The organism is Rhodococcus sp. NPDC056516 (assembly GCF_042794655.1).
GTDB lineage: Bacteria > Actinomycetota > Actinomycetes > Mycobacteriales > Mycobacteriaceae > Rhodococcus_F.
On sequence record NZ_JBHTTG010000005.1, the window covers coordinates 302,170 to 320,484 of the forward strand.

General features: G+C 60.4%; 20 protein-coding genes. 4 read left to right on the forward strand and 16 right to left on the reverse strand.

The features are described from left to right. Positions 1 to 23 precede the first annotated feature (23 nt). From ACFQ6Y_RS17205 to ACFQ6Y_RS17225, 5 genes are read right to left on the reverse strand one after another with little or no spacing between them, the layout of a single operon-like run. Entirely contained in the window at positions 24 to 1,004 is a 981-nt protein-coding gene (locus tag ACFQ6Y_RS17205; RefSeq protein WP_378634991.1) for an oligopeptide/dipeptide ABC transporter ATP-binding protein, read from the reverse strand. Then, positions 1,001 to 1,999 (reverse strand): ABC transporter ATP-binding protein, encoded by a 999-nt coding sequence (locus ACFQ6Y_RS17210; protein ID WP_378634995.1) that lies wholly within the window; start codon positions 1,997 to 1,999, stop codon positions 1,001 to 1,003. Before ACFQ6Y_RS17210 ends, ACFQ6Y_RS17205 begins: the two co-directional genes overlap by 4 nt. Continuing rightward, entirely contained in the window at positions 1,996 to 2,880 is an 885-nt protein-coding gene (locus ACFQ6Y_RS17215; protein WP_378635000.1) for an ABC transporter permease, read from the reverse strand. The genes ACFQ6Y_RS17210 and ACFQ6Y_RS17215 overlap by 4 nt, the downstream gene beginning before the upstream one ends. Then, positions 2,873 to 3,904, reverse strand: coding sequence for an ABC transporter permease (locus ACFQ6Y_RS17220; protein ID WP_378635003.1), 1,032 nt, complete (start codon positions 3,902 to 3,904; stop codon positions 2,873 to 2,875). The genes ACFQ6Y_RS17215 and ACFQ6Y_RS17220 overlap by 8 nt, the downstream gene beginning before the upstream one ends. After that, on the reverse strand, positions 3,901 to 5,487 hold the full coding sequence (locus ACFQ6Y_RS17225; RefSeq protein ID WP_378635008.1) for an ABC transporter substrate-binding protein: 1,587 nt from the start codon (positions 5,485 to 5,487) through the stop codon (positions 3,901 to 3,903). Before ACFQ6Y_RS17225 ends, ACFQ6Y_RS17220 begins: the two co-directional genes overlap by 4 nt. A 150-nt stretch (positions 5,488 to 5,637) precedes the next feature. On the opposite strand from ACFQ6Y_RS17225, the gene ACFQ6Y_RS17230 reads away from it, so the two are divergent. Next, entirely contained in the window at positions 5,638 to 6,600 is a 963-nt protein-coding gene (locus ACFQ6Y_RS17230) for an ornithine cyclodeaminase family protein (protein ID WP_378635011.1), read from the forward strand. 81 nt (positions 6,601 to 6,681) lie between these two features. Here ACFQ6Y_RS17230 and ACFQ6Y_RS17235 read toward each other — a convergent pair whose 3' ends face one another. Further along, the gene (locus ACFQ6Y_RS17235; RefSeq protein ID WP_378635015.1) at positions 6,682 to 8,088 is read right to left on the reverse strand and encodes a serine hydrolase; all 1,407 of its coding nucleotides are present in this window, start codon (positions 8,086 to 8,088) and stop codon (positions 6,682 to 6,684) included. Positions 8,089 to 8,272: 184 nt separating this feature from the next. After that, positions 8,273 to 9,160: an SAM-dependent methyltransferase gene (locus ACFQ6Y_RS17240; protein ID WP_378635020.1), complete on the reverse strand. Its 888-nt coding sequence runs from the start codon at positions 9,158 to 9,160 to the stop codon at positions 8,273 to 8,275. Positions 9,161 to 9,539: 379 nt separating this feature from the next. Here ACFQ6Y_RS17240 and ACFQ6Y_RS17245 point away from each other — a divergent pair, with 379 nt between their 5' ends. Next, on the forward strand, positions 9,540 to 10,025 hold the full coding sequence (locus ACFQ6Y_RS17245; protein ID WP_378635023.1) for an RNA polymerase subunit sigma: 486 nt from the start codon (positions 9,540 to 9,542) through the stop codon (positions 10,023 to 10,025). A 44-nt stretch (positions 10,026 to 10,069) separates the two neighbouring features. Here the strand turns inward: ACFQ6Y_RS17245 and ACFQ6Y_RS17250 are convergent, their stop codons facing one another. The 5 genes from ACFQ6Y_RS17250 to ACFQ6Y_RS17270 all read right to left on the reverse strand — a co-directional run bounded on the left by ACFQ6Y_RS17250 (position 10,070) and on the right by ACFQ6Y_RS17270 (position 13,991). Continuing rightward, the gene (locus ACFQ6Y_RS17250; protein ID WP_378635027.1) at positions 10,070 to 10,840 is read right to left on the reverse strand and encodes an SDR family oxidoreductase; all 771 of its coding nucleotides are present in this window, start codon (positions 10,838 to 10,840) and stop codon (positions 10,070 to 10,072) included. Between the two features lie 2 nt (positions 10,841 to 10,842). Further along, positions 10,843 to 11,424, reverse strand: a complete 582-nt coding sequence (locus tag ACFQ6Y_RS17255; RefSeq protein WP_378635031.1) for a TetR/AcrR family transcriptional regulator — start codon at positions 11,422 to 11,424, stop codon at positions 10,843 to 10,845. 51 nt (positions 11,425 to 11,475) lie between these two features. Continuing rightward, on the reverse strand, positions 11,476 to 12,003 hold the full coding sequence (locus tag ACFQ6Y_RS17260; protein WP_378635035.1) for an SRPBCC family protein: 528 nt from the start codon (positions 12,001 to 12,003) through the stop codon (positions 11,476 to 11,478). A gap of 62 nt (positions 12,004 to 12,065) precedes the next feature. Beyond that, positions 12,066 to 12,776: an enoyl-CoA hydratase/isomerase family protein gene (locus ACFQ6Y_RS17265; protein ID WP_378635038.1), complete on the reverse strand. Its 711-nt coding sequence runs from the start codon at positions 12,774 to 12,776 to the stop codon at positions 12,066 to 12,068. A gap of 27 nt (positions 12,777 to 12,803) precedes the next feature. After that, positions 12,804 to 13,991 (reverse strand): zinc-dependent alcohol dehydrogenase, encoded by a 1,188-nt coding sequence (locus ACFQ6Y_RS17270; RefSeq protein WP_378535584.1) that lies wholly within the window; start codon positions 13,989 to 13,991, stop codon positions 12,804 to 12,806. A gap of 202 nt (positions 13,992 to 14,193) precedes the next feature. Between ACFQ6Y_RS17270 and ACFQ6Y_RS17275 the strand changes: the two genes are divergently transcribed. Beyond that, positions 14,194 to 14,340, forward strand: coding sequence for a hypothetical protein (locus ACFQ6Y_RS17275; RefSeq protein ID WP_378547393.1), 147 nt, complete (start codon positions 14,194 to 14,196; stop codon positions 14,338 to 14,340). 155 nt (positions 14,341 to 14,495) lie between these two features. Here ACFQ6Y_RS17275 and ACFQ6Y_RS17280 read toward each other — a convergent pair whose 3' ends face one another. Then, positions 14,496 to 15,134, reverse strand: a complete 639-nt coding sequence (locus tag ACFQ6Y_RS17280) for a PAS and ANTAR domain-containing protein (protein WP_378547390.1) — start codon at positions 15,132 to 15,134, stop codon at positions 14,496 to 14,498. A gap of 168 nt (positions 15,135 to 15,302) precedes the next feature. Further along, positions 15,303 to 16,178 (reverse strand): haloalkane dehalogenase, encoded by an 876-nt coding sequence (locus ACFQ6Y_RS17285; protein ID WP_378535590.1) that lies wholly within the window; start codon positions 16,176 to 16,178, stop codon positions 15,303 to 15,305. A gap of 62 nt (positions 16,179 to 16,240) precedes the next feature. Between ACFQ6Y_RS17285 and ACFQ6Y_RS17290 the strand changes: the two genes are divergently transcribed. Further along, complete coding sequence (locus ACFQ6Y_RS17290) at positions 16,241 to 16,699, forward strand: MarR family winged helix-turn-helix transcriptional regulator (protein ID WP_378535592.1); 459 nt, start codon at positions 16,241 to 16,243, stop codon at positions 16,697 to 16,699. A 125-nt stretch (positions 16,700 to 16,824) separates the two neighbouring features. Here ACFQ6Y_RS17290 and ACFQ6Y_RS17295 read toward each other — a convergent pair whose 3' ends face one another. Together ACFQ6Y_RS17295 and ACFQ6Y_RS17300 are read right to left on the reverse strand one after the other, a co-directional pair. Further along, positions 16,825 to 17,439: a hypothetical protein gene (locus tag ACFQ6Y_RS17295; RefSeq protein WP_378535596.1), complete on the reverse strand. Its 615-nt coding sequence runs from the start codon at positions 17,437 to 17,439 to the stop codon at positions 16,825 to 16,827. Between the two features lie 49 nt (positions 17,440 to 17,488). Next, on the reverse strand, positions 17,489 to 18,277 hold the full coding sequence (locus ACFQ6Y_RS17300) for a hypothetical protein (RefSeq protein ID WP_378535598.1): 789 nt from the start codon (positions 18,275 to 18,277) through the stop codon (positions 17,489 to 17,491). Between the last annotated feature and the right edge of the window lie 38 nt (positions 18,278 to 18,315).

Sequence of the window (18,315 nt, forward strand, 5' to 3'; positions counted from 1 at the left end):
TTTCGATCAACGCAGTGACGTGATCACGAACTCGAGGAAAGAGTCGGGGCGTAAAGATGACAACGCGCCTCACCTGAAGGCGTGGAATAGGTCGGGGGCGAGACCGTGTCGCAGATCGCGCCGATGCGCAGGTGACATCTCTCGTGAAAGACACAGCCGCTGGGCGGGTTGTCAGGCTTCGGAGGCTCGCCCGCGAGGATGATTCGCTCTCGCGCAGCTTCGGAGAACAACGTCGGCGATGCCGAGGCCAATGCCCGCGTGTACGGGTGTGCAGGTTCGGTCAGAATGCTCTCGGTCGAACCGTACTCCTGCACCTGACCCAGATACAGGACGGCAACCTCGTCGCAGAAGAATCGAACGACGCCTAGATCGTGGCTGATGAAAAGGAAGGATGTTCCGGAGTCCTCTTGAATATCCTTGAGGAGGTTGAGGATCTGTGCCTGCACCGAAACGTCCAGTGCGGAGACAGGTTCGTCGGCAACGATGAGTTGCGGTTTCGCTGCGACTGCGCGTGCGATCGCCACTCGCTGGCACTGCCCACCCGAAAGTTGGTGCGCGTACATGTCTCCGTACGACGCACTCAGTCCGGCGCGGTCCAGCAAGTCGTCGACGTCCTGACGTCGCGCCGAATGCCCGCCTATGCGTAGTGGTTCGGCGATCGCCCGCCAGATCGGTAGCTTCGGATCTATCGATGCGCGCGGGTTCTGGAAGATCATTTGCACAGATCCCGGGGTTCGCTTGCGAGAGGACTGGCCGGTGACACGCTGCCCCAGTATTTCCAGGTTGCCGCCGGACGGCTCGAGCAGGCCGGTCACGACCCGACCGAGAGTGGACTTGCCGCTTCCGCTTTCACCGACGAGTCCAAGAGACCGTCCTGCCTGGATCGACAGGTCGACGCCCCGAAGTGCTTGCACGGCGCGGCCGCCCAGACGTGTCCGGAAGGAATGGGTGATCCCTTCCAATCGGGCCACTTCGTGTGTGGAAACGAACTGGTGTGTAGTCACCGAGCCACCTCACTTGCCAAGACGCGCTGATGTGAGCCTGTCATCGGGTGCAGGCAGGCCGCGAAATTGTGTCCGCTTCTTTCGAGTTCGGGTGAGCCTGAGAGGCATTCGTTGCCCGCGCGGTCGCAGCGAGGGGCGAAGTGGCAACCGTGGTTTCGGTCAGACAACGACGGCACGATCCCTCGTACCGTCTTCAAGCGTCGAGCACCCGAGTTCATGCTTTCCAAACAGTCGACCAGCGCATGCGTGTACGGATGCTCCGGTTCCCGCAGTACGTTGTCGACCGATCCGAATTCGACGATCTTGCCCGCGTACATCACGTACGCCCGGTTGCAGTGTTGTGCAACCAGTCCGAGATCGTGGGAGATGAACATCATGGACATTCCCTCGTCTGCGATGAGACTGTGCAAAAGATCCATGATCTGCGCTTGCACTGTTGTGTCCAGTGCGGTGGTCGGCTCATCGGCGATCAGCATCGTCGGTTCGCAGGCCAGAGCCATTGCGATGAGTACACGTTGGCGCATGCCACCGGACAGTTCGAAAGGAAACGCACCGGCGACCCGATCCGGCGCCGGAATTCCGACTCGGGCCAGCAGTTCGCGTACTCGTTTGGCTGCAATGCGTTTGGTGAGCTTGTGGTGGATGCGGACGAGATCGCCGAGTTGTCGTTCGATGCTCACCACCGGATTCAGCGAGGTTCCGGGGTCCTGGGGGATCATCGCAATGGAGGTGCCTCGAAGTGGGGCCAGCGCAACACTGTCAGACATGTCGAATCGCCGGCCGTCGAAGACCATCTCTCCGTGCGCTGCCAGGGAGCCTTCGAGGAGACCGAGTACGGAGTACGACGTCACTGATTTGCCGCAACCGCTTTCACCGACCAAAGCGACGCTCTCACCCGAATCTATGTGGAAGCTGACTCCGTCCACAGGCCGCAGTGCGGGATTGTCAGCCAGTGTTACACGGAGATCCGTGATCGACAGTAGTGGTTTCGTCATCGGTTGCTCCTCGGGTCGAGCGCGTGGCGAAGGCCGTCTCCACAGACCAGCAAAGTGATGACGACGAGGGCGATGGTGCATCCGGGGACTACCGACATCAAAGGTAGGTCGATGCTGTGGGTCGAGCCGAGGGCGAGCATGTTGCCCAGAGACGAGGTCGGTGGCTGGATACCGAGGCCGACGAAGCTGAGCCCGGCCTCGGCGATAACGGTGAAGGCGAAGATCAGGGTCAGCTGAACCGATACTGATTCGATCATGTTCGGCGTGACGTGCCGAATGATGATGCGCCAGGTCGGAACTCCGCTCACGGCTGCGCTGTCGATATATTCCTCTTCACGAATCCTGAGTACGACACTGCGGGTAACCCGTGCGAGATACGGCGTGTAGCCCGCAACGAGAGCGATGACCGTACTGGTGACCCCGGCTCCCATTGCGGCGATGAGCGCGAGTGCGAGCAGCAACGATGGCAAAGCCAACCCGACGTCGATGAGCCGGGCAATGACGGTATTCGCAATTCCCCGGGTGAAACCTGCCAGCATTCCGAGCGGTAGCCCGATGATCATGACGCCCAACGTCACGGCAGCACTGATGGCGAGTGAGGTGCGGAGTCCGAACAGTAGACGGCTCAACTGATCTCGACCCAGGTCATCGGTGCCGAGGAGATGCTCACCGCTGGGTGGAGCGAGCGTCGACGTGAGATCTTGGACGTTGGGGGAGTGCGGCGCGAGAAGAGGCGCGAGCACGGCAGCCGACACCAGTACGAACAGAATGCTCCATGCCAGCTTCTGTCCGGGTAAAGAGAGAATGCGGGCCATGAATCGACGCCGATGACGTGTGCTCCGCGCGATCGGGGATGACGCAGCCCCGAATGACTCAGTCATTGTCGGTCCTGACTCTGGGATCGATGAAGGAATAGACGACATCCATCAGAAGATTGACGGATACGACGACGATGACCAGCACGAGGATGCAACCCTGCACCACTGTGTAGTCGCGAGCCAAGACGGATTGAACGAGGAGTCGGCCCATACCGGGAACGGCAAAAGCGTTTTCGACGAGTAGCGCTCCACCCATCAGCGCTCCCATCTCCAGTCCTGCGATGGTCACGGTGGGAAGCAGTGCGTTCCGTAGTGCGTATCGGGAGTAGACGCGGCGCTCGGGGATCCCGAATGACCTTGCTGTGCGGACGTAATCGGAGTTGAGTGTGCCGATCAAGGACGCACGCGTGGTTTCGAAGAGCAGAGTCGACATACCGACACCCAACGCGATGGTCGGAAGAATCATGTGTTGGAAATGTGCACCGATACCGTCGCTGATCGAGGAGTATCCAAACGTCGGTAAGACGTTCTGGAACGCGATGATCAACAGGAGAGCCAACCAGAAGCTGGGTACTGCGATACCCAGCGTTCCGACCAGTCGCACACTCCGGTTCGCGCGATCGCTGGTGAACCTCGACGCGAGGACGCTCAGCGGTACCGCCACCAACAATGCGAAGGCAAGCGCGTACATACCCAGTTGGAGTGTTACGACGATTCGGTCGGACAGCAAGGTGGTCACCGAGTCGTTGAGCACCAAGGACTTTCCGAGGTCGCCACGGGCCGCTGCGGACAGCCAGTCGAAATACTGGACCACCACGGGCTTGTCGAGGCCGAGTTCGGAACGAATACGCGCGATCTGCTCTGGACTGACGGACCCACCGGGCCCGCTGACCGTGCGAGCCGGGTCACCGGGGATTGTCCGAAGAAGTACGAACATCAGGAAAGTTGCGGCGAGTCCGACGATTCCCAGTTGTGCAGCGTTGATCAACAGGGTTCGCGCGATTCGGCGCAGCCGCCCGGACGAGGGCGCGGGCTCTGTCGCCTTCGGCGGCATATCGGAGTCAGGTACCGCTTCGATCACGCTCACTTGGCGAGCCAAACCCTCGAGAGCGGATTGGTGCCACCTTCCGTGAATTCGTATCCACCGACCGACGGGCTGGTTGCGGCGATCTTCTGCGGGTACACGGTGAACGCTGCGTAAGCTTTGTCCGCGATCAGCTTGGACGCCTGCTGGTACATCTGTGCTCGTTGCTGCGGATCCTGTTCGGCGCGAGCATCGTCGAGCAGCTTGTCGAGCTCGGGGTCGTTGATCGAAGAGGCGTTCAGATCGCCCTTACTGTGGAACAAAGGGTAGAGAATCTCGTCGGGATCGACGGTGGCCGTGGTCTGGCCGCTGTTCATGACCGTGAAATTCTTTGCTGTGTAGATCTTCTGAGCCCAGGATCCGAACTCTTCTTTGCTCATGTCGACTTTGACTCCGACATTCTGGAACTGTTCGGCAACCGCATCAGCCTCTGTCGAGAACGGGGCCTGGGTGAACGTGCTGAACGGAATCGTCGTACCGAAGTCGAAGTTTCCGGTCTTCAGGAATTCCTTCGCCTTCTCTGTTGAAAACGTCTGCGAGGCAAGGCCGGAGAGGTCCGAGTATGCATCGCCGATTTTCGGGCTGAGTGGCCCACTCGCCGGATCGGCGTATCCCTGGTAGATGCCCTGTGCAATACCGTCGCGGTTGATCGCCGCAGAGAATCCACGGCGGACGTCGACGTTGTCGAAAGGCTTGACCGCCTGATTGAAACTGACGTAGTTGAACGTGTTGCTGATCGACGTCTTGATGACCGAGTTGCCTCTGCTTTTGACTTGTGCGAGTTGGGCCGGTGTCACACCGAGAACATCGAGTTCCCCGTTGACGAATGCCTGCATCGAGGTGGTCGGGTCGGGAAGGATCGAGATCTTGATCGAATCCAGGTAGTTGTCGTCAGCCCAGTAGTCGTCGTTGCGGACGAGCCTGATGTACTGACCGGTCTTGTACTCCTCGAACTTGTACGGACCGGTGCCCACCGAAGCTTTGAACGGGTCGGTCTTGGCGTACTGCGTCACGGCGGTGGGGGACATCATCATCACCCGTCCACGGCGCAACGAGGCGACAAATCCACCGGCGGGGGTCGAGAGATTCATGGTTACTTCATGGGGTGCGCTGACCTCAACCGATTCCAAAGACGGCGGCAGGTTCGCACCGGTTCCGTTCGGGTCGAGCAATCGATCGAGATTGAATTTGACGGCTTCGGCATCGAACGGCGTTCCGTCGGTGAACTTCACACCGTCGCGGAGGGTGAAGACGTACTGGGTGGGGGAGGTCTGCTTCCAGGACGTAGCGAGTTCGGGTACCGGTTGACCGTCCTTGAAGTCGACCAGACCGTTGTACGCGAGGGTGGCGATCGATGCTGTACCCACCGAGGTGACGGCCATTGTTCCCATGTCGAACGCAGGTGCAATCGGTTCTGCGCCGATCGAAACTCGCAGTTCACCGCCCCGCTGCGGCTCGCCGGCGGGCTCGGACGAGGCGCCTGCGTCTTTAGCTGCGCCTGAACAACCACCGAGAACCAGTGCGAGTGCAGTTGCAGTTCCCACCAGAGCGGTACGCCTCGAGAACCGCGTCATTGTTTTGTCCATCAGATCCACCTTCGGGCCGTTCGTTCGGAACGGCGGGTTCGTACGGAGCCTTGCGAGGATGCATTAGGTGTAATACCTTACCGATTGGATGTCAAGGAATTTCAGTGAACTAGCCCTGAAGTACACCCCGAGAAACGGAATCGAATAACGATGGAAATCGAAGATCATGCAGTGGCTCCACCGGCTCCACACATCGACCTCGCCAGGCTCGACTCGCTGATTCCGGTCGGGGTCGCCGTCGCAGCGGTGGCCGGTGCCATCACCGAACTTCACGAGGGGCGGCTCGAACAGCCGCCGCGAACGGTAGTGGCGGACGGCCAGTTGCTCGTGATGTCTGCGCTGCATCGGACCACCCGAGACGCCGTTGTCAAGACGTTGACGATCTACGACATCGACGGAAGCAGGCGCATCGAAGGCACTGTGCTCTGGTACGACGGAGCCACCGGACTTCCGCGGTTCAGTGTGGAAGCCCACCGGTTCACCGCGCTGCGAACCGGTGCGGTTTCGGGCGTGGCAACGGACGTCCTGGCGCCGGAAAGGGTCAGGCGTCTGGCGATCCTCGGCTCCGGCGCCCAGGCCGCGACACAACTTGATTCCTGCTGCGCAGTGCGGGAATTCGAGGAGATCTCGGTATACAGCCGGACTCTCGCGCATGCACAACGATTTGTCGACGAAGCAAAAGTGAGGCATCCAGGACTCCGGTTCTCTATAGCAGGATCGGCAAACGAATGCGTCGGAAATGCTGACGTGGTGTGTTGCGCGACCGGCGCCACGTCACCGTTGTTCGACCTGGAGGCACTCCCGGCAAGCGTCCATGTCAATGCAGTCGGATCTTTCCGTCCGTCGATGACGGAACTTCCTGCCGGGCTCATCGATGCTTCGACGGTCACCGTTCTCGACGATGTAGCCGGATGTCTGGAGGGGTCGGGTGAAGTCCGGTCGGCAATCGAGCGGCGGTTTCCCATCTCCGCCCTCCGATCATTGGGCGCGGTAATGGAATCCGGCGTGGAGCGTCGCGGTCGCACGGTGTTCAAGTCGGTCGGGTGCGCAGCACTCGACTGGGGCGTCGGCAAAGCGATCGCTGACAGACTCGAGAGCGTCGTACTTTCCTGAGGGATGACAAGGCCTGCCCCAACGATTCGCTTTGTCGGGACAGGCCTTTCGGTGATATGTGGTCGAGCTGTGAAGTGCGCTCTAGCTGGTTGCATCCTTCTGGATCAAGAGCATCGCGTCGTCGACCGGATCGAAGTACAGAGCCGGATCGGCAACCGATGCAGCCTCGTCACCATGAGTTTGCATGGTGACAACCCAGGCACGATCGTCGTGTTCCACGTAATAGGCACCCGCGAGGACCCCGATGGAGCTGCCGCCCTTGAATCCGCCGTAGGTGAACCATTTCGCGGACTCGTCGCTGAGCGCCGGATCTTCGGCGAGTATGTCTCGAACAGGTGCGCCGCTCTCGGTCTTCGCCATCTCTTGTAACGAGACCAACGCGGAACGCAGGTCGGCGGGCGAGGCGAACCAGTCGATGTCGAAAGGCCATGCGGGGGTGGTGAATGCTGACGCCGGGATGTCCACCAGACCACCCGGCAGCGCCGCGAGTATCGCTCGACGCTCATCAGGAGTTCCGTCGCGCCAAGCGATACGTTGTGCGCCTTCGTCACCCCAGCCGAGTTGGAACAGTGCGCGGGTCGGCTTGAGCGGGATGTTGAGGGAAGGATCCGCCATGCCCATCGGCGCGAATTCGGCTTCGACCTGCTCGCGCCCGACAGCAGCGATCAACATGTCGGTGGCGGTGTTGTCGCTGATCGAGATCATCTTGCCGGCGGTTTCCCGGACCGTGACTTCAGTTCCCGATGGCAGATCCTGCAGGGTCCCACCGGGCATCGATTTGAGGTCGTCGGTGATCGTGAGCTTCTGATCCCAGGAGAGTGTCCCGTTCTTGACAGCCGTCGCGACCGCGCCGAGAACGTACAGCTTGATCGTCGACCCTGTCGGCTGGGGTGCGGTGTCACCGACACTGAAGACTGCGGCGTTCTTTCCGCCGGTGACCTCGGTGACGGTCAGATTGGTCGGCGCGGGAAGCGCTTTGACAACTGCCTCGAGCTCTGGCCACGATGCGGCCGGCACATGATCGGTCTTGGTCGGTGTGATCGCCATTCCCAGGATCAGCCCGCTGCCGTCGACGACGACGTTGATGTCGAACGCACCGCCGGTGGTGCTGGTGATGGAAACAGTGCCGTCGGTGTCGCCTCCCCTGTAATTCACTGTGGTCCATGGCTGTCCGGCTCGGATGGAGTCGAAGTCCGGAGGTGTCAGGACAACAGGTGCGGTGGGCCCGAAATGCTCGGCGATTCCTTCTTGGGTCAAGGGTGTGCTCGTGTTGACCGCGCTGAGAAGCCAGGTGATCTGCTTGCCGACGGCGCTGTCAGGGATCGTGACCGTTGCGGGTGCCTCGGTGGCGGAGACCTTTGTGCTGTTTTCGGAGGTTTGTGCGGAATCGGTCCCGGAAGTACATGCGGCAAGGGCGAATACCGCTGCGGAGGCAAGTGCCACCAACGTGAGTGGGCGACTCTTCCTGCGTGTGTGTTCGAGTTTCATGGACTCATTTCATCAGTATCTTCGCCGGCGCGCGTCCGTCTGAGGTGTAGACATTCTCAGCCTGAAGTACTGAATCGGTTCATCCTCGAGTACCGTCTACGGCTCGTAGTGGTGACACGCAGGGTGAAGCTGGACAAAAGGGAGAAATGCTGCACCCGAGGCGCTTTCGTGAGGACTGCGAGAGTTAGTTCTTGGTCGCGGCCAGGAAAGACGGTTGCGCCGACAGTGCCGCGATTTCTTCGGGGAGTTCGGGGATCCGGCGATCGTAGAGTTCTGCCAACTCGACCGAACTGAAGCGACGGACGGTCCAATTGTGTTCAGCTAACCACTGACCCGGATCGGATCGTGTGTCGCTGTAGAACAGTTGCGAAATGTCCAGGTCGCCGAACAGGTTCTTGGCGAAGTACTTGGATCTGATGGCCGCAAGCTTGCTCGGGTCGGTGCCGGCCGGAAAGTCGTTCACCGCCAACCGACTACCGGTGGTCGAGAGTTCGTCGATCCGTTCGAACAGGGCGTCGTGGGCAGGGCCGGGGAGATAGGCGAGCAGGCCTTCCGCCGACCAGGCGGTGGGGTTGTGCGGATCGAAGCCAGCTTCCTCGAGTGCGGTCGGCCAGTCGTTTCGCAGATCGGTGGCTACAGCGCGTCGATCGGTTTTCGGCTGGGCGTCGTGTGCCGCGAGCACTTCGGCCTTGAACTCCAATACCTTTGGCTGATCTACTTCGAAGACTGTCGATCCGGACGCCCATTCCAGTCGGTACGCACGCGAATCCAAGCCTGCCGCGACGATGACCGCCTGTGCAACGCCGGATTCAGTTGACGACAAGAAGAATTCGTCGAAGAATCTGGTTCGCAAGCCCATGAAACCGCCGAAGGGTGTGTCGTCGAGGAGTTCAGGATCTTTCAGCAGAGCTGTGAAATGTGGCTCTGCTGCGGCTTCTACGAACCACGATGCGAACTTGTCTTCGATGATCGCATCCGGACGGGTGCTCTCCAATGCGCGAAATGTTGCCACTGCCAGTGCGGTGAGTCCAACGCTACTGACGATGTCCCACGTATCTCCGTCGCTCCGCATTGTCTGGGTGTCCTTCCGCTCTTGACGACTGAGCCGAACTCTCTCGACCTTACGCCCGTGTGACCCCTCGCCGCCTGGAACGGAACGGTCGGACCTGGAGCAGAAAATACAAGCTGGTTAGATCGAAAAATTCTGCAGTGCAAGGCGTTCGGTTTGAAAAGCCACCTGCCAGGAAGTTGCCAGGTTAGTGCCAGTGGGCGGCAAGGATGTAGGACTTCACTGGTGAGTGCGCCAATCGGGACAGCGAGAGACCAATGGCAAGGCCGGCAAGATCAGGTACCCGCGCCGACTGTGAACCCCTTCGCCGGACTATTCGGTTGTAGTTGATCCCTCGGACTGCACAACGAATTTCCCGTCGAGAAAGAGAGAATGTGAGCCCATGTTGAAGGAAGGCTCGCTGGATGGGCTTGCCACCGCGGCGCGGAGCGGTAACCGTGAGTCCATGGCCAGTTTGTATGCGGCGTTTCGTCCGATGGTTGTGCTGCGGTGCCGCGCCGAGCTTGATCGGGCCGTCTCCGACTCCGCCGCGGATGCCGCGTGCGTCGCGGTTCTCACGGCAGTGTGCGACGGATCGGAGACGAATCAGCCCTTCTTGCGTCTGCTGTACGCGAGTACGAGCGTCGCGATTGCTCGTGCGGTATCCGACGGTTTCGCCGTCGGGCCGCTCCCGCCTCCGACAACGCTTCCGGTTGTCGAGCGCGACGTCCTGGTGTTGCGGTTGATCGTCGGCCTCGACAACGAGGAGACTGCAACATCGCTTGCCCGTTCGACCGACCAGGTGTCACTCGACCTGCATCGTGCGCTCCAGCGACTGCGAAAGTTGCCTTCTCCGAATGCAATCAGGGAGATGTTGGTGTCAACCTGAGGGTAGTCGGAGTGCGCAGATTCAGGCGGGAACGGAACCCGTCCTTACTGGCCGGCGATGTATTCGATCGACGGTCCGGCAGTCCAGCCACCGTCGACGGCGATCTCGGAACCCGTTGTGTACGAGGCATCGTCGGAAAGAAGGTACGTGACCGCCCCGACCAACTCTTCCGGGCGACCGACGCGGCGATACGGATTGTTGGGGAATGCGCCTTCTTCGAGGCTGATGCCCGTCGGTGCAGTCATGGGCGTCAGGACCATGCCGGGGTGAACCGAGTTGACCCGGATCTTGTCGCGACCGAGTTCGACGGCAGCAATCTTGCTCAGTCCTCGCACGCCCCACTTGGCTGCGCCGTAACCGCTGGTCAGAGCCATGCCCATCAGGCCTGCGGCCGAGGAGATGTTCACGATGGATCCGCCACCGGCGGCCTTCATGAACGGGACCACCGTGTGGATGCCGGTGTGTACGGACACCAGGTTGATCTGGATGATCCGTTGGAACGTTTCGAGGGGCTCGTCGGTGACAGTCTGGCCGGAAGCGGAGATTCCCGCGTTGTTGACCAGTCCGTTGATTGCGCCGAACTCGGACACGGCGAACTCGGCGGCGGACTTCCACGATGCCGGGTCGGTGACATCGAGATGAACGTAACGCGCTGCCTCGCCGAGAGATTCTGCTACCGCTCGGCCGTCGTCATCCAGAATGTCGCCGATGACCACGCGCCCGTTGCCTGCGACGATGCCGCGCGCAAACGCTTCACCGAGGCCGCGGGCGCCACCTGTGACGAGAACGATTTTTCCGGAGAGATCTTGAGTCATGATTATTCCTTACCTGTTGGGTGCGCGAGATACGACGTCGAAAACGCGTCGAGCGCGCGGTTGATTGCCGTGAGTGCAGGTGTTCGGCGGTCTGCCATCTCCCGCAGTGCTGCGACCACAGCGAGCGTCGATTGACCCGCCGCTGCAGTGGTGTCGAGCGAGGTTTCCGGTCGATCGATCAGCCGGGCCACTTCGGGGCGAATGAGCTCCATCGTCTCGAAAGTCGCTGATTCCCACACCCTCCGGAGTGCGGCATCACCGAAGATGATCGGCATCAGGGATCGAGTCATTTCTTCGAAAGACTCACCGACCGAGGCGACGAAGGCGTTCCGGACAGCCCGCGCCAGTCCAGAATCGCGTGGCTGCTCACCGAGTGCAGCGGCGAGACTCCGGTTCCCGTCGTCGAGCATCGGCCAGATGCTCTCCTCTTTGGTGGCGAAGCAGCGGTAGAACGTTCGCTCGGAGATTTCCGCGCGCTCCGCGAGCTCGGCGATGGTTGTCGAAGTGTCACCGCGTTCGACGAAAGCGGCAGCACAACTCTGCGAGACGCGGAGAAGCAGTGCGGTGCGGCGGGCTGTTGCCATATCCGCACTGTACCAAAAGTGGCAGAAACTGCCACAAATGGTGTTGGCTGGTCAGCCGGCGTTACCTTCGACGCCGGAAAACTCCTGCTCAACTGCGTTCTTGAGGTTCAGGAGCGTCTTGCGGATGTTGCCGCGCTGAAAGTCGGCGAACGTTTTTCCTCCGGTGGCAATTTTGTCGAAAATGTCGGCGGCGAAGTCCGGCCAGCCGCGTCTGTCGTCGGTCCACGTTTCGGTAACTCGGGTTCCGTCGGGCATCGGTGAAAATCGGTACTGCCAGGTTGCGATGGAGGCGGGGATCCGGGGAGTGCCGAGGCCGATCTTGTGGACACGGAATTCGAAGAGCTTCCCGGCGTTGGCAGCGGTAACTGTGCATCTCGTGGTCCACTGCGCGCGCCCACGCTTGTTGTGCCCGTCGAACTCCATGCCCAGGAAAGCGCTTTCGCTGTCTCCTCGCAAGGTTGCGCCTGTGTTTTCGGGACTCCAGGCACCCATACGAGTGGGATCGCTGATGAGCTCGTAGAGGGAAAGTGCGTCAGCGTTGACGACGACGCTGTCGGAGACGGTGAGTTCGCGAGCCATTTCGGTTTCAGTTTCTTTCTGTCGAGCGTGTGTGAAGCGAGTACGACGATCGGTGGTATCGGTCAGTTGTCTTTCAGTATTACTTGCTTGTCGATGCCGACTACTGGCGATCGTAGGAGGGCCAACGGCTCGGCATACAGCAGTTCCTTGATCTCGTGGAGTGTGCGTCCACGAGTTCGAGTCAACGTGCGTGCGTAGTCGACGGCTGTCGAAAGTACATCGTCCGCAGCCGCGACTTGATCTACGAATCCTGCTGACATTGCCTCGATTCCGCCGTACCGCCTACCTGTGACGAGCGCGTCGTGGACTGTGCGTGTCGGAAGACGTGATGCCAGTAGAGCGATGCTTCCGGGTGCGTAACTCGCGCCTATAGTGATCCCTGGCAGGCAGAAGAATCCGCGATCCTCACGCATCACGATGTGATCGTGCGCGGCGGCCAGAATTGCACCGCCGCCGAAGGTATGTCCCGGAATCGCGGCGACGGTGGGCATCGCAAACGTCAACAGTCGCGCGAACAAGGTTTGAACGCGGTCGATGTACCCGTTGACCTGATCGGCGTTGTGCAGAATCCAATCTGTATCCAGCCCAGTGGAATAGAACTTGCCCTCAGCTGTCGTGACCAGCGCTCCCGGACCGTCGAAGTTCTCGACTTCGGTGAGGAGTTCCTCGACCTCGTCGAGCCACCGGGGGTTGAACGGATTCGGCGTATCCGGCTCGCCTTCATTACCCAGGTGGAGGACAAATACTTCTCCGACGCGATCCAAATACGGCATATCGGGCGACAATACTGCGGAGTTGGATTAACCGTGCGGTTTCAGTTGGATCTTGACCGCGCCTTCCTGCTTCTTCTGGAAGATCTCGTAGGCGTGTGGCGCCTGATCGAGCGGGAGCTGATGAGTGGAAAAAGTGTCGACGCCGAGTGGGTCGTCGTCAGCGAGCAAGGGCATGATGTCGTCTACCCACTTCTTGACGTTCGCCTGGCCCATCCTGAGCTGAATCTGCTTGTCGAACATGGTCATCAGCGGCAGTGGATCAACCATTCCGCCGTAGACACCGATCAGAGAAATGGTTCCCCCGCGCCGAACGATGTCGATGGCCGAATAGACGGCACCGAGGCGATCGATCCCTGCGGTGCGCATCGCAGGCGCGGCAAGAGCATCGGGAAGGAGTCCGACGAACTGCTGCGCGAGCTTTCCGATCGGAGACCCGTGCGCTTCCATGCCGACAGCGTCGATCACCGAATCGGTTCCGCGTCCGTTTGTCGCGTCTCTGACAGCATCGCCGATCTTGCTGCCGTAGTCGTCCAGGTTGAGGGTCTCGATACCGCGTTCGGCAACGCGCGCAAGGCGTTCGGGTACACGATCCACGCCGATCACCCGAAATCCCTTGTGGTGCGCGATGCGAGCAGCCATGTCGCCGATCGGTCCGAGGCCGAGGATTGTCACGGATCCACCCGGCGGGATGTCGGCGTATTCGACTGACTGCCAGGCAGTGGGAAGCACGTCGGAGAGATAGACGAATCGTGAATCTGCCGGACCTTCGGGGACTTTGATGTGTGTGAAGTGTGCCTGCGGGACTCGTAGGTATTCAGCCTGACCACCTGGCACCGATCCGTACAGCTCGGAGAAGCCGAACAGCGCTGCGCCCGTCCCCTGATCGCGGACCTGCGTGGTCTCGCACTGGGTGTAGAGACTCGAATCGCACATGAAGCAATTGCCGCACGAGATCTGGAACGGGATCACGACGCGATCGCCTATCTCGAGATTCGTGACATCCGATCCGACTTCTTCGACGATGCCCATCGGTTCGTGACCGAGAATGTCGCCCGCATTCATGAAGGCACCCAGAGTCTCGTACAGATGCAGATCCGATCCGCAGATGTTCGTCGTGGTGACCTTGATGATCGCGTCGGTGGGCTCGATGATCGTGGGGTCCGGAACCGTATCGACGCTTACTTTCCGTTTGCCTTGCCAAGTCACTGCGCGCACTGGGATCGACCTCTCATCGTGGAAATGCTGTTCGCTGTCACCTGCCCGAAAGTGCTGAAATGCAAACAAATCGGTGAGGGTTGCGAGAAGTGCTGAGAGCGTTAGATTGAGAGGGCGGTGGGCTTGACGTTCTTGCAAGGCCGCGCGCCGTATGACTGACACGACCAGATGACTGACACGACCAGATGACGGGGATGACCGCATGACCGAGAAGGACAATAACGACCAGTCACCCAAGGGCGGGCACCCAGGGCCCGTCGACAAGGGCGGTGACGGCGGAATGGCAACTCGCGAACAAGCACCTGAACTGGTCGAGGAGACCTCCGACAAGAAGTCTGGCGACAAGTAGTTTCCTTTTACTCCGTGTTGGGTAACAACGGGGATAGGCCGCATCGGACCGTCCCGGAATCAATGCGGGCGAGGTTCCTCGAGGTTGAGCAGCCAGCCACGGGAACCGCCTTGGACAGATCCCTCAGCCCAGTCGACATTCAACCCTGTTGTCGTTCAACCCTGTAACAGCAAGTGATCGAATCGGGTCCGCAATGGTGTCGGTACCCGGAATTCGTCCAGCGTTCGCACTATCAACTGCTCCGCAACGTCCCTCAGTTTCACGTTGGTCTCTTGAGAACGCCACACGAGGATGTCGAAGGCGCGGTCGGCCGAAATTCCGTAGATCAGCATGAGCATGCCTTTGGCTTGCTCGATCACTGCGCGAGAAGCGGTGATTTCGTTGACCAGTACGTCGACCGATGCTTTCACTGTGCTGTCCAGGGTTTCGGTGACGTCGATGTAGAAGCCGGAGCTACCCACCACTTGACCTGACTCGGCCACGACGCTGTCTCCGACGACGATTACCGAGTGCGTGTCCCCGGCAGTGTCGATGATGCGGTGCCGGCTACTGAACGGGCCGCCTGAAGTGCGGATGGCGAGCAGTGTCTGGGCAACGTGACTTCGGTCGTCAGGATGCTTGTGCGAGAGCATCAATTCAGTCGTAGGGTCTACTTGTCCGGGTTCGTAGCCGTGAATCCGCGCAACTTCGTCCGACCACTCCCACCGATCGCCGCTTCGGTGATAGAGAAACCCGCCCACTCTGTGTGGGGCCCCCGATTCCGAGGTCTGTCCCAGCCCGTCCTCACTTACCACCCACGCCCCCTCGTTCTCGACCTCGTCCCAACCGGCGTACTCGCCAGTTAGTTATATCGGACAAATCCGGCGGAGGTGGTGTCGGTCCCACATTTCGGAGCAAGGTCTGGGTCGCTACCGCACGCGTTGGCGAAACGACGCTCGGAGCGCTTGGGCGACGGAGTCCGGTCACTCGCGGCTGAAACGGTGTTGCCGCTGTGTCCATTCGGTGATTGCCGCGGCGATTGCCGAGGGCTGATCCTCGGGGGCGAGATGCCCTGCGGGACCGCACTCGGTCACCTCGAGGTTCGCGATGTTCGATCGACTCCACGCGACTTCGTCGGGTCCGATCATGAGAAGTTCGGCGGGGCCGCTGAAGGTGAGAAGGAGTTTGGGTACCTCGGTGCTTTCCGCGAGCCATTCGCTGTACGCCGACACACGTGCATCCACTTCAGCGGGACTTCCTTCGATGGGGAAGGATCGTGGCCACGCGAGAAGGGGCCGGCGGCTCTCACGTGAGGGGTAAGGGGCACGATAGGCGTCGACGTCTGTTTCGGACAGGCCGCCGAGAACTGTTCTGTGAAGCGCGATTTCGAGGAAGAAGTTCTCGTCGAGTACCTTCGTCTCGCCGGTCCCGGGGGCTCTCAGCGCCTCGATCCGTGCTCGTGCGTCTCCCGGGAAGTGCTCGTCCCAGGTCATCGGACGCAGGATCGTTTCGAAGAGTGCCACACCTCGGACGCGATCGGGGTGACGGGTAGCCCAGTCGAGTGCGAGTGCTCCACCCCAGTCGTGCCCGACGAGTACGACGTCGTCGAGCTCCATCGCGTCGAACCAGGCATCGAGGTAGCGGGCGGTATCGAGGAAACCGTAGTCGATTGCGGGCTTGCCGGACGCGCCCATTCCGATGAGGTCGGGAGCAAGTGCGCGGCCGGTATTTCCTATGTGTGGCAGTATGTTTCGCCACACATAGGAAGATGTGGGATTTCCGTGGATCAGCACGAAGGGTGCGCCTTCGCCGCACGAGCTGTAAGCCATGGTCGAGTCGAGCACGGAAATTGTGGGCATTGCGACTCCTCAAATAGTTTCCATATACTCTAATTGAGATAGTAGCCATGTACTCTATATGTATGCAAGATCGAGAAACATGGACTACAGGGTCGCTGGTGTGGCATCTTGCCCTTCGCTGGCGGGCGGGAGTTGACAGAGCGATCGCGCATCTCGGGTTGACTCACGCCCAGTATTCGGTGCTTGCGTCACTCCACGGTCTCGTAAGTGAGGGGGAGAGGCCAAGTCAGCGAGAACTTGCCGCACAGACAGGGTTGCAGAGAATCTACATATCCAAGCTCGTGCGAGCTTTGGAGAAGGGCGGATTTGTTGTCAGCGAACGTGACAGTCGCGATGCTCGCGCCGTTTGCCTCGATCTCAGCGACGAGGGAAAACGGGTTATCGTGCTCGCCAAAGACATTGTCCGCGAATTGGACGCGGAAAATACTCGCGTACTGACAAAAACCGGCGGACGTGAGCTTGCCGAACTTCACCGCGCCCTCGGTGCGCTACTCGACGCCACCGAAGCCGGAGATGAATAACGCCCTGATCCACTTCGAAGCGCAACCGATGGTGGTCGTGTGCGGATCCGCGCCGTCGGACGCTCGTTGGGGGACCGACGGAAGCGTCGATCCCCCAACGAGATTTGCTGTCTACCTGTCGATCCTCACGGTGTCACGTTGATCGGCGAGGCCGACGCGAACTGCAGTGTGCCGGACATGGTTGCCGTGCCAGTGGCTGCGGCGGGGCAGACGGGCCCGGTGCCGGTACGCGTGTAGTTCACAGTGCCGGTGTTGCTTGCCACGACGCGCTGGTTGGGAACATCGAACGGCAGCGGTCCGATGGTGCTGGCACCGACGGTAACTGTGCATGTTGATCCAGGCATCGTGACGACTGCGCCTCCAGCAGGAATGACGAGGGATCCCTGAGCCGATCCGGTGTCTGCCGAGACGTTCAACAGCCACGAGCCCGAGGTCGTGACCACGGCGGGTAGACCGTTGGCTTTGCATCCGGTCAGACTGGGGGTGCCGATATTGACGTTGACCCCGCCGGTGCCGGTGTTGGCGTTACCCGGTGCCGCTGGGATGGTTCCGGAGCCCGTCGTACTGGAGCAGGTAAGTGTGATCGTTCCTGTCTTGATGCTGAGATTGCTACTCGAAGCAGTCACGGCTTGACCCGCTGGAGTGACGACGGTCGAAGCCAGAGCGGTGCCGGCTGCGACTGCAATCGCGGCTGCTGCGGCAGCTGTGACGAAGGTGGTGCGGCGAACTGCATGGGACATCGATATCTCCTTGTTGTCGGTGATACTTCGTGAGTCGCCGGTGCTTGCTCTACTGCGTCCGCAGGCTGTCGGCGCCGATGTTGAACACATCGCTTGTGGTGGTCAAAGAGTTGTGACCACTTGAAGACGGAACGTTCGCGCGAAGATTGACGGCCCAATTCAATGCGCCGAACAATCCGCAGCCAGATGCGCCCGGTACTGCGAAAGTCTCGTCGGCGTGCATCACGTTTCTGACGGCGGCGGTATCCGGAAATCCTGGGACTTCCTCGAGGACACCATTTTCGGACACTCCGAGTTTGAACATGATCGGGTTACTCGCAGAACCCAGATAGCAGTTTCCCCCGAGCAAAGGGTTGGAAATCTTCAATCTGGCCGGAAGTGTGACGCCGAGTTGGAATGCGTCGACTGTCGGCAACGCGACCGGCTCGACAGTCGCCTTGATAGTGGTCAGGCCGCCGGGAAACGGTATACCGAGTCCGAAGATCCCGCCCGGCACCTCGATGGGGGTCGAATAGACGCCTTTGGTGCCGTCAGCGGGAGGAATGAAGATCTGGTCGAACCCGAATTCTGCGTCGGGGTTCTCGCGATAGGCGACACCGCCGGCGATATTCAACGAGCCGGAAGGAATCGGTACTTTGAGTCCGTTGATGTTCATTTCGCCGCCTTTGACGACGACGTCGACGCAGGTGCTTGTCTCCGGATTGGCAATCGGGCACTTTCCCCAACCTCCGAACGGTGCGTTGGGCAGCGGAGCCGCCGTCGCGGTTGACACCGCCCCGAGAGTGAGGACTCCTGCTGCGACGACAGCGAGCACGGCTCTGAATCGTATTGTGCGCATGGACAAGTGAGCTCCGTTCGGGGTGAGAAATCTTTCGG